The 15266-nt window shown below is 32.0% G+C and carries 15 protein-coding genes, 1 pseudogene and 1 other annotated feature; of the genes and pseudogenes, 9 read left to right on the top strand and 7 right to left on the bottom strand.

What is annotated here, in order from left to right; genetic code table 11:
- The first annotated feature begins 191 nt into the window (after positions 1-191).
- From RDV78_06480 to RDV78_06440, 9 genes are all read left to right on the top strand, one after another.
- The gene (locus RDV78_06480) at positions 192-935 is read left to right on the top strand and encodes a hypothetical protein (GenBank protein ID MDS1030138.1); all 744 of its coding nucleotides are present in this window, start codon (positions 192-194) and stop codon (positions 933-935) included.
- A 53-nt stretch (positions 936-988) separates the two neighbouring features.
- Positions 989-1207 (top strand) — a binding site (T-box leader).
- Between the two features lie 45 nt (positions 1208-1252).
- Positions 1253-1735 carry an Lrp/AsnC family transcriptional regulator gene (locus tag RDV78_06475; GenBank protein ID MDS1030137.1) on the top strand — a complete coding sequence of 161 codons (483 nt, stop codon included), beginning with the start codon at positions 1253-1255 and terminating at the stop codon, positions 1733-1735.
- A complete protein-coding gene (locus RDV78_06470) occupies positions 1732-2931 on the top strand; it encodes an aminotransferase class I/II-fold pyridoxal phosphate-dependent enzyme (GenBank protein MDS1030136.1) in 1200 nt (399 codons plus the stop codon). The genes RDV78_06475 and RDV78_06470 overlap by 4 nt, the downstream gene beginning before the upstream one ends.
- Before the next feature lie 56 nt (positions 2932-2987).
- Positions 2988-4541, top strand: a complete 1554-nt coding sequence (locus tag RDV78_06465) for an MBL fold metallo-hydrolase (GenBank protein MDS1030135.1) — start codon at positions 2988-2990, stop codon at positions 4539-4541.
- Between the two features lie 133 nt (positions 4542-4674).
- On the top strand, positions 4675-5445 hold the full coding sequence (locus RDV78_06460) for a DnaD domain protein (protein MDS1030134.1): 771 nt from the start codon (positions 4675-4677) through the stop codon (positions 5443-5445).
- Positions 5446-5454: 9 nt separating this feature from the next.
- Positions 5455-6267, top strand: a complete 813-nt coding sequence (locus tag RDV78_06455) for an ATP-binding protein (protein MDS1030133.1) — start codon at positions 5455-5457, stop codon at positions 6265-6267.
- A 103-nt stretch (positions 6268-6370) separates the two neighbouring features.
- Entirely contained in the window at positions 6371-6949 is a 579-nt protein-coding gene (locus RDV78_06450) for a phosphate propanoyltransferase (protein ID MDS1030132.1), read from the top strand.
- A gap of 325 nt (positions 6950-7274) precedes the next feature.
- The gene (locus RDV78_06445; GenBank protein ID MDS1030131.1) at positions 7275-8222 is read left to right on the top strand and encodes an AAA family ATPase; all 948 of its coding nucleotides are present in this window, start codon (positions 7275-7277) and stop codon (positions 8220-8222) included.
- Between the two features lie 133 nt (positions 8223-8355).
- Positions 8356-9615: a methionine gamma-lyase family protein gene (locus tag RDV78_06440; protein MDS1030130.1), complete on the top strand. Its 1260-nt coding sequence runs from the start codon at positions 8356-8358 to the stop codon at positions 9613-9615.
- Here the strand turns inward: RDV78_06440 and lexA are convergent.
- The 7 genes and pseudogenes from lexA to sigF form a co-directional block, all read right to left on the bottom strand.
- Positions 9609-10205: a transcriptional repressor LexA gene (lexA, locus tag RDV78_06435; GenBank protein ID MDS1030129.1), complete on the bottom strand. Its 597-nt coding sequence runs from the start codon at positions 10203-10205 to the stop codon at positions 9609-9611. The genes RDV78_06440 and lexA overlap by 7 nt on opposite strands.
- Before the next feature lie 699 nt (positions 10206-10904).
- On the bottom strand, positions 10905-12260 hold the full coding sequence (locus RDV78_06430; GenBank protein ID MDS1030128.1) for an MFS transporter: 1356 nt from the start codon (positions 12258-12260) through the stop codon (positions 10905-10907).
- A gap of 85 nt (positions 12261-12345) precedes the next feature.
- The gene (locus RDV78_06425) at positions 12346-12558 is read right to left on the bottom strand and encodes a hypothetical protein (protein ID MDS1030127.1); all 213 of its coding nucleotides are present in this window, start codon (positions 12556-12558) and stop codon (positions 12346-12348) included.
- A gap of 204 nt (positions 12559-12762) precedes the next feature.
- Positions 12763-12933, bottom strand: a pseudogene (locus RDV78_06420) (4Fe-4S binding protein).
- A gap of 332 nt (positions 12934-13265) precedes the next feature.
- Positions 13266-14081 (bottom strand): carbon-nitrogen hydrolase family protein, encoded by an 816-nt coding sequence (locus RDV78_06415; protein MDS1030126.1) that lies wholly within the window; start codon positions 14079-14081, stop codon positions 13266-13268.
- Positions 14082-14158: 77 nt separating this feature from the next.
- The gene (locus RDV78_06410) at positions 14159-14362 is read right to left on the bottom strand and encodes a dodecin family protein (protein ID MDS1030125.1); all 204 of its coding nucleotides are present in this window, start codon (positions 14360-14362) and stop codon (positions 14159-14161) included.
- Positions 14363-14459: 97 nt separating this feature from the next.
- Positions 14460-15257 (bottom strand): RNA polymerase sporulation sigma factor SigF, encoded by a 798-nt coding sequence (sigF, locus tag RDV78_06405; GenBank protein MDS1030124.1) that lies wholly within the window; start codon positions 15255-15257, stop codon positions 14460-14462.
- Positions 15258-15266 lie beyond the last annotated feature (9 nt).

Raw genomic sequence — 15266 nt, 5'->3', positions numbered from 1 at the left:
AGTACATTAATTCTATTGAACCGCCGTATACCGAACGGTACGTACGGTGGTGTGAGAGGACGCTGAATTAATTAATTATTCAGCTCCTACTCGATTATGGCTATAATGCTTATATTTTAGCCGTAAATACATAATGCATTTGAGACAAGCATATCTTTTAATGTAAGTCTTAATTAGAGGGGGGGAGTTTAGTGCCTAATATAAATAAGAATGATTTAGGGCAAAGAATTATAAAACTAACTGACATGCTTATTGAGCAAGTAAATATTATTTGCGAGTTGAGCGAAGGCAATATTAGCATGGAATATAAACGCGGTTTAGCAATTGTTCGATATTTAATTTTTTGCGTATATTCCTATCTGGAATCAGATGATAAGCATGTCGAAGAAATGCTAAATCAAATAGTTAATCAGAAATTATCAAAATGTAATGATTTTAATAATTCTACTCTTTTTAATAAGAAGCTTAATGAATTAATAAGTAAATCAGTAGAGTTCTATAGAAGCAACACCAATGCTTATTTTAGTTCTATTGTAAACAATAAAAACATCGATACTGATAATATTATGGAAGAAGAAATTAAAACTAATTTAACCGATAAAATAATTACGGATGTAAATATAATAAACGAAGATGATAAATTAATTAAATGCATTAATAATGATAAAGGGGGTAATAACAGCTTATTAGATAAATTTATAAAAATTAAATTCTCTAATTGTAAGTTATATACAAATTATCGTTTATTAGGGATAAAGCTAGATTATTATATTCCAGACTTACATTTAGCAATTTGCTGTAGCGATAACTTAACCAAAGGTTCGATTTGGGAGGATTATTATTGCTCCAATGCAAATATTAAATTTGTAAGTGTAACATCTGATGATCTATTAAGCTATAATAAACTAAACAGGAAATTCAAGCGTTTCGCGTAATTGTATTATTGACAGAGTCAATGGTTATTGATATTATAACAGAAAGTAAAAAAATAAAAACATTGATGGAGAAAAGTAATTTGTCTAACTCTTAAAGAGAGCTGGTAATATGGTGCGAGACCAGTAGAGAAAACAAATGAAGCCACTCCTGAGTTGCAGGCTGAAAATTAGTAGGCTGAGCCGTTAGTTGCGTTATAACTTAAAGCTTTTTGGTTAAGTCGGGTAACATTTGCCAATTAGGGTGGTACCGCGGGTAAACTCTCGTCCCTTTTATAAGACGAGGGTTTTTTATTTTCTAAAATTAGGAGGGATTATAATTGCGCAGGGCCATTTTAGAAATTATAGAGAAAGATAGTAGAATTTCTGTTAATGAGCTTGCTAAAATGCTTAACGCAGACCCAAAGGAAATTGAAAAAGAAATAAAACATTTAGAGGATGAAAAAATTATTGTTGGTTATCAAACTTTGATTAACTGGGAAAAGTTCGATAATAATAAAGTATCAGCTTTAATTGATGTTAAGGTAGCTCCCCAACGTGATGTCGGATTTGATCAAGTAGCAGAAAGAATTCAGCGCTTTCCTGAGGTGAAAGCAGTATCTTTAATGTCCGGCGGTTATGATCTTTCTGTCTCAATAGAAGGTAAAAGTTTAAAGCAAGTTTCTCAATTTGTATTTGAAAAGCTTGCCTGTATGGAACATGTGCAAAGTACCATGACTCATTTTGAATTAAAAAAGTATAAACAGGCTGGTATAATATTCGAGAATCAGGATGAAGATTCTAGGCAGGTGATTATTCCATGAAACCAAACTTTGACCAAGTAATTTCTTCTGTTGTAAGGAACCTTCCTCCGTCGGGAATTCGACGTTTCTTTGATCTAGTTGCAAGCACAAAAGGAGTTATTTCATTAGGTGTGGGAGAACCTGATTTCGTAACACCTTGGCACATCAGGGAAAAATGTATTTACTCTTTGGAAAAAGGCCATACCATGTATACATCAAATCATGGCATGCTTGAATTGCGAGAAGGAATAGCACAATACCTCAATGAACAGTATCAAGTAAAATACAAACCTGAAAGTGAAATTATTGTCACTATTGGTGCTAGTGAAGCAGTTGATATTGCTTTGAGAGCTATAATTAATCCTGGCGACGAAGTTTTAATTCCAGAACCATGTTTTGTATCTTATAAGCCTTGTACTGTTTTAGCCGGAGGTGTACCTGTAACAATAAATACAAATGCCAGTAATGGGTTTAAAGTAACTCCTCAACAGCTTGAATCCCACATTACTAATAAGACTAAAGCGTTAATAATATGCTACCCTAACAATCCTACAGGAGCAGTTATGAGTAAGGATGATTTATTTGCTATAGCAAAAATTGTTAATAAACACAATCTAATTGTTATTTCAGATGAAATTTATAGTGAATTAAATTATCAAGGCCAGCACACTAGTTTTGCATCTTTACCGGAAATGCGTGATCGTACTATTTTATTAAATGGCTTTTCAAAATCTTTTGCTATGACTGGCTGGAGAATTGGCTATGTTTGTGCTCACGAGGAATTAGTTGCAGCGATGGTTAAAATACACCAATATTCAATTATGTGTGCGTCCATTATGGCCCAAGAAGCTGCCATAGAGGCTCTAAAAAACGGGCGTCCACACGTTGATGATATGGTCAATCAATATAATTATAGGCGTAGATTAGTTGTCGCAAAGTTAAATGAAATTGGGTTAGAATGTTTTGAACCAAAAGGAGCTTTTTACGCTTTTCCTTCCATAAAAATAACTGGTTTATCAGAAGTAGAATTTGCTGAAAAATTGCTTGAAGAGGAAAAAGTAGCTGTTATTCCTGGTACTGCCTTTGGAGAGTGTGGTAAAGGGCATATCAGAATTTCATATGCAGCATCTATACAAAATATTAGTGAAGCATTACACCGCATAGGAAGCTTCGTTCAAAGAAATAGTAATAAAATTCCGGCTTTATATAGTATATAATTAAAATTAAGCAAAAAGATATTTAATTCCATTTACACCGGAGGGGGGTATAATAAATGGCAGTACTTAAGTTTTATGGGGCCAGCCAAATTGTAACAGGGTCTTGTTATCTGCTGGAATCTAATGGTTTTAAAATCCTAATAGATTGTGGGATGTTTCAGGGTTCCAAAGCTATAAAAGAAAAAAACTATGGTGATTTCCCTTTTGCACCAAATGAAATTGACTTTTTAATTTTAACTCATGCCCATATTGACCATAGTGGTTTAATACCAAAATTATTTAAAAAAGGTTTTCAAGGTTATGTATATACAACAAAGGCTACTGCAAAATTAGCAGAGGTAATGTTGCCGGATAGTGGCCATATTCAAGAAATGGAAGTTGAACGAAAAAACCGTAAATATCGTAGAGCTGGCAAGCCATTGATTGAACCTATCTATACTGCTGAAGAGGCTCAGAACTGCATAAAATACTTTAGGTCATTTAATTATAATGAAAAAATCGATCTAGCTTCTAACATTCAATTATATTTTCATGATGCAGGTCATATCTTAGGTTCAGCCATTGCTGAATTATTTGTCAAAGAAAACAACAAAGATTTTAAAATAGTTTTCTCTGGTGACATTGGTAATACCAATCAACCTATTATTAACGATCCAACAGTAATTTTGGAAGCAGATTACGTTGTAATGGAATCTACCTATGGTAACAGGTTGCATCAAGATATAGATAATAAACTAGAAAAACTTGCAGCAATAGTTAAGGAAACAATGCAAAAAGGTGGAAATTTAATCATTCCTTCTTTTGCAGTTGAAAGAACTCAAGATATCTTATATGATTTAAATTTGCTTATCCAAAATGGAGACATTCCTCAGCAAAATGTATATATCGACAGCCCCTTGGCAATAGCAGCTACTGAAATATTTAGTCAAAGTAGCGAGTACTTTGATGAGGAAACTAAGACTTTACAATCGAAAAATGGAGGATGCCCTTTTTCACTACCGGGTTTAAAATATGCTAGAACAACTGAGGAATCTATAGCTTTAAATCAAGTAAAAGGTGGAGCAATTATTATTTCAGCTAGTGGAATGTGTGATGCAGGTAGAATAAAACACCATTTAAAACATAACCTTTGGCGTCCAGAGTCAACAATACTTTTTGTTGGTTATCAAGCTGAGGGTACACTGGGAAGAAGGTTAATAGATGGCGAAAAGAAAGTAACCATCCACGGTGAAGAAATAAATGTTAAAGCAGATATTAGAAGAATTGATGGTTTTTCGGCTCACGCCGACCAAATTGGGCTCTTAAATTGGGCAACATCATTTAAAAACCCTAAGTGCTATTTTATTACTCACGGAGAAGAAGCAGCAGCACACAGCTTTGCCAAATTATTAAGCCAAAAAGTTGACTCAAAGGTAATTGTACCAAAGCTGTTAGATGAATATCCTATTAATATGGAAGAACAATTTGAACCAACATTAACCAGTCTTGAAATTATTCAGGCAAAATTAGCTGATTTGATAAACAGTGAAATTCAAAAAGGCAATCAAAAAAAGGTTCAACTTTTGTTACAGCAAATTAAGGACAGTATTGACCAATATCAAGATATTTAATCCTATCAAAAAGAATATTTGAAAGCAATTTGTCATTTTTTATGATAAATTGCTTTTGTCTTTATCTATGCTTAAATTATTAGCAAATGTTATAATTATCTTGATAGGTAGTACAAAGGTGGGGGATTATCTTTTGACAGAAAAATGTTTTACTTCAGGATTTGCTTCAGATTTAATTAGTGATGGCACAATAGCAGTTCCTTTTATGTTATTACGTTGTTATGCAAAATTAGGAATAAATGAGACGGAGCTGATGTTATTAATTCACCTTCTTTCTTACAAACAGTTTCAAGGCGAACCTTATCCACAACCAGAAGATATAGCTAAATATATGTCAATTGATTGCTTATCAGTTAAAAGTAAAATCGCAAGTTTAATTGAAAAAAATTTATTAACTATTGAACGCCAATATAATTATTCTACAGGGGAATGGACAAATTTTTTTTCCTTTACTATTCTTTTTGATAAACTAGCCGAAGTCTGGGCAGTGGAAAAAGCTAAAGTAGCTGAAGAGGCTGAAAAAAAGGAGAAGTTAGGTATTGCTAGTGCAAATAAGATTTTAGGTCAATTGTATCAATCCTTTGAAAAGGAGTTTGGTAGACTTCTTACTCCAATGGAAAACAGCCAGATAGTAGAATGGTGTCAAGGGGATGGTTATTCTCCAGAATTAATATTAGAAGCTTTAAAAAGGTCAGTACTTCGTGGTGTTTTAAACTTTAAGTACATAGATTCAATTTTGCGTGATTGGCAAAAAAATAATATTTTTACAGTTAATCAAGCTGTAAATTACGAAGAAAAATTTTATCAAATTAAAGGTAACGTTTCTATTAAAAAACAAAAAATGAATCATAATTTAAATTCTAAACCTAAAAAGGATAAGTACAAAGACCTATATTTAAGTTAGGAGAAAATCATGCAACAATTATTAAAACAAAAACTAAGCGAATTAGCTAAACAGGTAGACGTTAATAATTCGCATTTAGATGAAAAGAAAAATTTTAGATGTTCGATTTGTTTTGATCGTGGAGTTTATTATAAAAATGAGCAAGCCTATATATGTCCTTGTATGAAACAAAGAACAATAATGAATAGATTTAAACATTCTAATCTAGGGTTACAAATTCAAAAATATAACTTTGAAAGTTTTAATTTCGATTATTATCCGCAAAAGAAAATTGACCAAGAGGAATTAACATATTATGAAGTTGCTAAAAGAACATATAATGCAGCTAAGGATTTTACGGCCAGTATTATAAACAACGATTTTACCAAAGGACTTTTGCTTTGTGGCCCAGTTGGTAGTGGAAAAACATTCCTAGCTTCAATAATTACAAACATTCTTTTAACCAATAACAAGCAAGTTTTGTTTTCGATTGTTCCTGATTTACTTGATGAAATACGATCTACATATGGCAAACAAAATGACCAGGATTTAAATGAATTAGATCTTACTAATGCAGCCCGAAAAGCTGAAATTTTAGTTTTAGATGACTTAGGAGCTCATAATTATACCGAATGGTCTATAAATAAAATTTATTCAATTATAAATTATAGGGCTAACAATAATCTACCAGTAATTGTAACTACTAATTTGGAGATTGTTGAGCTTGAAGAAAAAATTGGACAGCGTACAACATCTAGACTCCTGCAGCTTTGTAAGATTTACCGTCTCTTAGTTGAGCAAGATATTAGATATCAAATTTACGCTCAGCAAACACCTCGTTAGTATTTATTTATTTACAATACCTTAAATACAGTTGTATAATGATGTTATCAGTAATATAGTACATATCTGAAAAAATGCAAAGTTTTGTAGGAGGGTTTTTGAAATGAGTAGTAATATGCAAGTACCAGTAGGTATTTCAAATCGTCATGTTCATTTATCACAAAATGATTTAGAGCAACTATTTGGAAAGGGGTATGAACTTACTCCTATAAAAGACTTATCCCAACCAGGGCAATATGCATCAAAGGAATTAGTAACAATTGTTGGAACAAAGGGTATTATTGAAGCTGTTCGTGTCCTAGGTCCTGTTCGTACGAATACACAGGTTGAGGTAAGTAAAACAGACTGCTTTAAACTGGGAATTGATGCTCCCGTAAGAGAATCCGGTGATTTGGAAGGTTCTCCAGGATGTGTTTTAGTAGGCCCTGCAGGAATGGTTGCTATAGATAAAGGAGTTATTATAGCTGCTAGACATATTCATATGGAAGCTGAATTAGCTGAAGAATTAGGTTTTAAAGATAAAGAGAAAGTGGATGTTTTAGTCGAAGGAGATCGAGAAATTCTATTCAAAAATGTTGTTATTCGTGTAAGTCCTAAATTTAAATTAGAATTACATGTTGATACTGATGAAGCAAATGCAGCTATGTTAAGAAATGGAGCTAAAGTTACGGTAATCAGATAGTATAAATATCTAAAAATATTTTTTAAAAGACCTTCTTAGGTAGTCAGCCCTAAGTTAGGTCTTTTTTATTTTTAAGCATTTCTATTTTATTATTCTAGATAGGAATAGATTATTATGTAAAATATTGATTTACTGTAAATATTTACATAGGCAAACATTATGCTGGTTACTAGTATAATGTTAAAAGTAGAAAAGATGTTTTGTAAGAGGTGTGGCTATGAATATAAGAATTTTGTTTAATAATAACGGATCAGTTGACAATAAAGTTACAAGAAAGCCAACTAAAAATAAAATCAGTAATTCCCAACAAAAAACTGGATCTAGGATGCGCCCACAACAAAACATACAAAAAAAACTTCAAAATTTAAATCATGATATACTTAATAATGAAAAATCAAATCTGGAAGATATACTTAAAGAATTGAATTGTTTAATTGGTCTAACTAATGTTAAAAAATTAATTAAGGAACTATATGCTTTTGTTATAATTCAAAAAAAGCGCGGCGAGGAAAACTTATTAACTGAATCACTAGTATTACATATGGTTTTTAAAGGTAACCCAGGTACCGGTAAAACTACTGTAGCAAGAATTTTAGGCAAGCTTTTTAAAGAAATTGGTATTTTGAATAAAGGACATTTAATTGAGGTTGAACGTGCAGATTTAGTAGGAGAGTATATTGGCCAGACGGCTCAAAAAACTAGAGACCAAATTAAAAAGGCTTTAGGCGGAGTGTTGTTTGTTGATGAAGCTTATTCATTAGCACGAGGTGGAGAAAAGGACTTTGGAAAAGAAGCAATAGATGTATTAGTTAAGGCTATGGAAGATTATAAGGATAATTTTATATTAATATTAGCTGGATACAAAAATGAAATGGAATGGTTTATGAAAACCAATCCCGGACTAACATCTAGGCTACCATTACAGATTGAATTCCCTGATTATACAGTTAACGAACTATTATCCATTGCCCAACTAATGATGCAGCGTCGCCAATATTTTTTTAATTCTGAAGCTTTGATTAAACTAGAAAAAATATTACACAAAATGATTGCATCTGGTAACAATAAGAAAGGGAATGCCAGGTTAATTAGAAATCTAATTGAAAGAAGTATTAGATTGCAAGCTACTCGCTTAATTAATCAACAAAATATAACCCGTGATGATTTAACATTAATAACTAGAGACGATATTAGTGACGATATTTTAAATACACTAGAATCAAATGATTATTATGATGGATTTGATCAATCCGTAGATTACCAAATAAGTTAATCTGATAAAATTAATAAAGTTGCTATATTATGTAAACTAGTATTTAGAAACTAAAAATAATATAATATTATTCAGATATAGTACATACTTTTGCATATTTCATAGCTTTATGATTAAAGGAGGACTTAAATAGTTGTCAAGATTTAAAATTTCTAAACAAATAGTAGAAATAGCTGAAAAAGCGGATGAGGTCAGCAGACAGATTATAAATAATTATCAAAGTTCTATTAAATATAACCATATTAAAATATTAAATGCATTTCAAAAATCTAACGTTTATGACGAATGTTTTAAAGGTAGCACAGGGTACGGATATGGGGATTACGGCAGAGATACTCTAGAACAATTATATGCTAACGTTTTTGCTACAGAGTCTGCATTAGTTAGAACTCAAATAGTATCAGGCACACACGCAATAGCTTTATGTCTCTTTGGCATTCTAAAACCAAACGATCGTATAATATCAATTACAGGAACACCATACGATACTTTATTGAAGGTAATAGGTTATCCCGAAATTACTCCAGGTTCTTTAAGGGAAGCAGGGATAAAATACGAAGAAATCCAGTTAACACCTGAAGGGAAACCTGACTACGACGCTATATCCTTAAAATTACAAACTGACACTAAGATGGTTTTGATTCAAAGGTCTAGAGGATACTCTTTAAGGCCTTCCCTTACTATAGAGGAAATTGCAAGGCTTATTAAGCTGGTCAAAGCTATAAATCCAAATATTATTTGCTTTGTTGATAACTGCTATGGAGAATTTGTAGAAGAGAAAGAACCTCCTCAAGTGGGAGCAGATTTAACAGCTGGTTCTTTAATCAAAAACCCAGGAGGGGGTCTGGCTCCAAGTGGCGGTTATATAGTTGGTAAAGAAAATCTTATTGAAAGGATAAGTATTAGATTAACAGCTCCAGGTATCGGGAAAGAAATAGGTTCAGCACCAGGATATATCTATCGATTGCTTTACCAAGGACTTTACATGGCTCCTCATATAGTTGCACAAGCTTTAGAAAGTGCAATTTTTGCAGCTGCTTTATTTAGTGATTTAGGTTACGAGGTAAACCCTCTTGCACAAGAAAAACGTACAGATATAATTCAAACAATAAAATTATGCTCCAAAGAAAGTTTAATTGCATTTTGTCAAGGTTTACAGGCAGCTTCCCCAATCGATGCTCATGTTATACCAGAACCTTGGGCCATGCCAGGCTATGAAGATAAGGTAATTATGGCTGGAGGAACCTTTGTTCAAGGCTCTACTATAGAATTAAGTGCAGATGCTCCACTAAGATCTCCTTTTGCTGTCTACTTGCAAGGGGGATTATCAAAGGATTATGCTAAAATAGCAATTATAAACGCCTGCCAATACGTACTAAACATTAATCAGTAAACGTAACGAAAAACTCCGACAATTTTACCAAGTATTTTTACATCTTGACAGTAGATAGGTGACATATATTTATTTTCAGGTTGCAAACGTATACTGCCTTGTTCTTTAAAAAATCTTTTTACTGTAGCTTCTTCTCCTAATAAGGCAGCTACAATATCTCCGTTTTTAGCATTACTTTGTTTTCTTACAATAACATAATCTCCATCTAAAATGCCTGCTTCAATCATACTATCTCCGACAACGGTTAACATAAAAACGTCATTATTTTGAATCAAATTATATGGCAAAGGAAATGTTTCTTCAACATTTTCTACAGCTAAAATTGGCTGCCCTGCTGTAATTTTACCAACTAAAGGGACATCAATAATTTTTTGATGTCCTAATATTTCTATAGTTCTAGGCTTTGTAGGATCTCTTTTAATGTAGCCTTTTTCTTCTAACTGGTTCAAATGACCATGAACTGTTGAAGTAGATTTTAGCCCTACAGCAGCACCAATTTCGCGGACAGATGGTGGGTAGCCTTTTTCGTTTATTTTTTTAATGATAAAATCAAGAATATTTTGCTGACGAGTGCTTAAATTTTCGTACATAACAAAACCCTTTCAAAGTTTAATAACTGCTAAGTTTTAGTAATATTATATCATGTTCTGAAAGCTTATGAAACATTCGTTCCCTGTATAGGCAACATAACAAAAGTAAGTAACCTATAAAAGCGTACAATAAATTATTTTGATTCCTATAATATTAATTATGTAAACTAATATTTTTTAATGGGTATTCCTTAACAGATTTAAGTTTACTCTTTTGTCAACATATACCCATCAATATTAACTGATTTTCCCATGACAGGATTCTGATTAATAAATTCATACAATTTCCAATTTGCTTTTTAATTTCAACTATTGTCTTATTAAACCATAGTATCACCAGTATGTCTGAATTAATCGAGATATACTCTGACAAACTATATAATTCTATACCTCCAAGGATGTTTGGTAGTTCCTGAAATAATAAAAATATAAAATTTATATTTAGTACTATGTATACGGCACCATCGACCTATTTACTTTCACATTTTGCTATTTTATTAACAAAATGTATATGGAAACTTAAAAATAATTAGAAAATAATAATTAAAAGTTGAAAAACCAAAACGTGTAGCTAATTGTTTTATATGTACCAATATAGCATTATTTTGGGTAACAGAAAATATTCGGATAAGATTCATACTAATTTCCTCGTTCTTTCCTATTACAAATATTCTTGTTTTATTTATAAGCTCTAATATTTTATTTTTCGTTACTAATATCACCTATGCCTTGATATGATTTACCTCTTGCTAAAGAGCAAAAAATACCTATAAAACATAATATTGTTAGAATAAGTATAATTTGTTTGAAACTAATTAAAAAAAGTGGATAGTAAGTTGGTGTAATTTGGGCTTTACCAATATGCATAGCAATAAAGAATGTAGCTATGCCCATACTAAACATTTGTCCCGTCAAACGCATAGTTCCTAGAATACCCGAAGCAACACCGTAATATTTTTTATTAACTGAACTCATGACAGCATTGGTATTTGGTGAGGAGAAAAGAGAAAATCCAAAACCTAGGAAAACAAGACTCATTATTATATACAAAAAGGATGATTCCATATCTAAGAATATCAAAGTAAACAAACCTAAAGTAGTGAACACCATACCCAGGGATGCTACCTTTTGCGGTTCTATTTTATCAGATAATTTTCCGGCTAAAGGTGAAAAAAGTGCTTGGATGGCAGGTTGAATAATTAAAAGTACTCCTGCTGTCTGAGGTGTTAGGGTTTTAATAAACTGTAAATAGAGACTAAGCAGAAAACCTACTGCATTGGTTGCACTATAATTGATAAATGCAGCAAAAGATGAGAAAATAAACAGTCTATTCTTGCGAAACAATGAAACATTTAAAATAGGATTTGAAATTCTAAACTCATAATAAAAAAAGATTAGAAAAATTATGCTACCTGAAAGAACAAGATAAATACCTTTCATTTCTGATAAAATTGAAAAACCATACATTACTCCTAATATTCCAGAAGCGTATAAGATGGATCCAAGGAGATCAAATTTTTCTCCTGCACTTTCTACCCATTCCCCTTTTAAATAAAATATAATAAGTATTGCAGTTATTAAGCCAAGAGCCATATTAACTAAAAATATACTTCTCCAAGAAAAATAATAGGTCAATAAACCACCTAAAGTTGGGCCAAGTGAAAGCCCAATATAGACGACAGCAACATTTATCCCCAGTGCTTTTCCTCTTTCTCCTACATTAAAAACGGATGTTAAAATTGCAACTCCAGTACTAAAAATCAATGCAGCTGAAATGCCTTGTAAAATCCTAAATAAAATTAGCATTTCTGTAGACATAGCTATTGAACAAAGTGCCGAACTTATACTGAAGAATAAGGTTCCTAAAAAGTATATTTTTTTTCTTCCATAAATATCGGCCAATCTACCAAAAGGAACAAGCAAAACCGCAGCAGCTAGAAGATATGATGTTGCTATCCAGCTTAAATTTAACGCACCAGTAGAAAACTCCGTTCCTATTGTAGGTAACGCAATGTTTATAGCTGAACTGATAAAAGGAGTTAAAAATGAACCCATTGTTGCTGTAATTAAGACAGCATTTTTATTTATGTTTTTCAGTTTGAAGACCTCCAGAAATGGTTAACAATATATTTTACTTCCACTATTTCTTAAAACGATCAGCTAAGTAACTAACTTTATGTTTCTTTTTTCCAGCTGTCCGATCAATTTCTATAGTTAACTTTAAAGTATCGCCTTCTTGCACATTAGGTGGTAAATAATGCTTAGACCAATAAACCTCATGGGAACTGCCACCTATTTTAACTAAAGCATATGCTCCCTCAACTATTCTTTCTACAAATGCTTTAACCTCCATTCTTTTCCCTCCAATGTTCTTTTAAACTTTTGATTAGCCTCTATCTTATTTTAATTTTATTCCGCAATGTTAATCGTTACAAGTTTTTCCGATTATGAACTAAAGTTTAATTATTTGTTAAAATAGTATTTCGATCATATAAGTATCCATTGAAATTAATAAACTCCGCTATTTTTGCTTTCTCATTTAATTTAACATCTTTTAAAACTTCTTCTTTGAAGGACATTTTAGTATACATTCACCACATCCAATACAGCGTTTGGCATTACGCTCAACCTTATAATTATTAAATTCCAAGGCTCCGATTACTCTTTTTTTGCAATTTTTTATATAAGCTTGGCAGCCAATACATCTATAAGCATCATAAACTGGTTCTACCGCCGCCTACAAGCGGCAGAGTTTCCTACATTCGTAATCCAGAAGACTTTGATTATACCTTTAACAACTCGGTAACTAAACGTCAAATTGCACAGCTTTTAGACCTGACCTGAATAGAAACAGCTTACAATATCATCTTCCTTGGCCCATTGCTTAAACATCGCAATACAATTTTGGGCTAAAAAACAGGGAAAATTATTTGCCGAAATCTGAAGCATAGTATTAAAAACCTTCGTATTTAATACAATCCCCACATTGCCACTCCTCTCTTCTAGGTCCAATTTAACTTATAATTAAATAATTTAACAATTAAATAATTTCTTTATACATTAACTATAAATATCTGTACGTCGATGCTTCCAAATTGGTATAGCAGAACGAATTTTTTCAATTTCGTCAAGTTTTATATCTACTAGTAAAATTTTTTCCTGCTCATCAGCTTCAGCGATAATTTGCCCCCAAGGATTAATAGCTAAGGAATGACCATATGCTACATATGACGCATGTTCATTTCTAGCAGGAGAGTTTCCAAATATAAAGACTTGATTGTCTAAAGCTCTACTTTTGAAAAGTGTTGACCAATGTGCTGGACCAGTTGTCATATTAAAAGCTGCCGGTACAAAAATAATTTTTGCACCTGCCAAAGCCATAGCTCTGAATAACTCTGGAAAGCGGATATCATAGCAGATAGCCACTCCGATTTTGCAAAAACTTGTATCAATCACAGCAATTTTTTCACCCGGTGACAATACTTTTGATTCTTGAAAAGATATCCCATCTGGTATATGTACATCAAACAAATGAGCTTTTTGATAGGTGCCTACAATATTTCCTTCTGCATTATAAACTATAGATGTATTATATAATCTATGATTTCTTATTTCGGGTATGGATCCACCAACTATATAAACTTTATTTTTTTGAGCAAGATTTGATAGTAATTGGATTGTTTCCCCATCAGATAATTTTTCCGCATAATATTTAAAATAAGAAATGTCATAGGGGCAATTAAACATTTCAGGCAACATAACAAAATTTGCGTTTAGACTAACCGCCCTTTCTATCATTTTCTTGGCCTTTATTAGATTCTTTTTTTTATCATTTTCAACCAACATTTGGCATAATGCAATTTTTAAATTATTCATGAGTAGCTCCTATTTGTTTTTATCAATAATATCATGACTAAAGCAATAAAAAAAGCTGGTTTATAACCAGCTTTTACTTAAAATTCGTCGCTATAAGATGCTACCTTAACATTTGCTTTATATTCAACTAATTTTCCGTCTTTAACAGCAGCTGTCAAATTATATATTTCTACACCAGTTATATTAGGAATTTCATTAGATGCGTCATTAACAGCTCTTTGTACAGCATCTTTCCAACTAACATCGGATTCACCAAGTAGCTCTACCATTCTAACATGCATATTTTCTAGCCTCCCTAATAAATAATATTAATTTTCATATATATTGTTTCACCGAAAGCTAGAATATATGATTAAAGAATTTGGCAATACTTTTTTGTTATTTTACTTGTTTTTGTTTTAAAAATTTTTCATTATTTAATAATTCTTTTATATTTTTTAATGCCTGTCTCTCGATGCGTGAAATCTGGACTTGAGAAAGACCTATTGCCTGAGCAATTTCCATTTGGGTTTTATCAAGAAAAAATCTCATCATTATAACTTGACGGTGTTTTTCTGGCAAATTTTTAAGAATTTCTTTAATGGCAATTTTATCGAACCAAATATCATGTTCCTTATTATCGCTTAATTGATCTAAAACATAAATAGGATCTCCTTCATCCTGATATAGTGTTTCGTGAATAGAAGTTGGAAGCTGAATTGCTTCCATTGCATTTACAACTTCTTCTCTAGGAATATCTAAGGCCTCAGAAATTTCATTAATAGATGGTTCTCTTTGCAACTTTCTAATTAAAGCCTCTCTAGTACGATTTAATTTATATGCTGTTTCTTTCAAAGAACGGCTAACTCTAATTGGACTATCATCCCTTAAAAAGCGTCTAATTTCCCCTATGATCATTGGGACTGCATAGGTAGAAAATTTTACGTTGTAAGAGGAATCGAATTTATCGATAGCTTTCATTAATCCTATAGTGCCTATCTGAAATAAATCCTCTAACTCATAACCTCTATTCTCGAATCTCTGTACTAGATTAAAAACTAGTTTTAGATTACAGTTAATTAACTTTTCTCTAGCTATACTATCGCCTTTTTTTGCTTGGGCTAATAATTTGACCATTTCTTCTTCAGAAAGTAATGGGAAACGCGGTAAATTCATTTCGGATAGGCGTGTCACCATATAAAATCC

It is taken from the genome of Bacillota bacterium LX-D, from assembly GCA_031628995.1.
Classification (GTDB): domain Bacteria; phylum Bacillota; class DUOV01; order DUOV01; family Zhaonellaceae; genus JAVLUO01.
The sequence above is the reverse complement of the archived record's forward strand: the minus strand, read 5'-3'. Positions and strand labels throughout refer to the sequence as shown.

Coding starts and splice junctions, on each gene's coding strand:
- RDV78_06470 (MDS1030136.1), top strand. CDS start 1,732: ATGAAACCAAACTTTGACCAAGTAATTTCTTCTGTTGTAAGGAACCTT.
- RDV78_06465 (MDS1030135.1), top strand. CDS start 2,988: ATGGCAGTACTTAAGTTTTATGGGGCCAGCCAAATTGTAACAGGGTCT.
- RDV78_06455 (MDS1030133.1), top strand. CDS start 5,455: ATGCAACAATTATTAAAACAAAAACTAAGCGAATTAGCTAAACAGGTA.
- RDV78_06450 (MDS1030132.1), top strand. CDS start 6,371: ATGAGTAGTAATATGCAAGTACCAGTAGGTATTTCAAATCGTCATGTT.
- RDV78_06445 (MDS1030131.1), top strand. CDS start 7,275: ATGCGCCCACAACAAAACATACAAAAAAAACTTCAAAATTTAAATCAT.
- lexA (MDS1030129.1), bottom strand. CDS start 10,205: ATGTACGAAAATTTAAGCACTCGTCAGCAAAATATTCTTGATTTTATC.
- RDV78_06430 (MDS1030128.1), bottom strand. CDS start 12,260: ATGGGTTCATTTTTAACTCCTTTTATCAGTTCAGCTATAAACATTGCG.
- RDV78_06425 (MDS1030127.1), bottom strand. CDS start 12,558: ATGGAGGTTAAAGCATTTGTAGAAAGAATAGTTGAGGGAGCATATGCT.
- RDV78_06415 (MDS1030126.1), bottom strand. CDS start 14,081: ATGAATAATTTAAAAATTGCATTATGCCAAATGTTGGTTGAAAATGAT.
- RDV78_06410 (MDS1030125.1), bottom strand. CDS start 14,362: ATGCATGTTAGAATGGTAGAGCTACTTGGTGAATCCGATGTTAGTTGG.
- sigF (MDS1030124.1), bottom strand. CDS start 15,257: ATGGTGACACGCCTATCCGAAATGAATTTACCGCGTTTCCCATTACTT.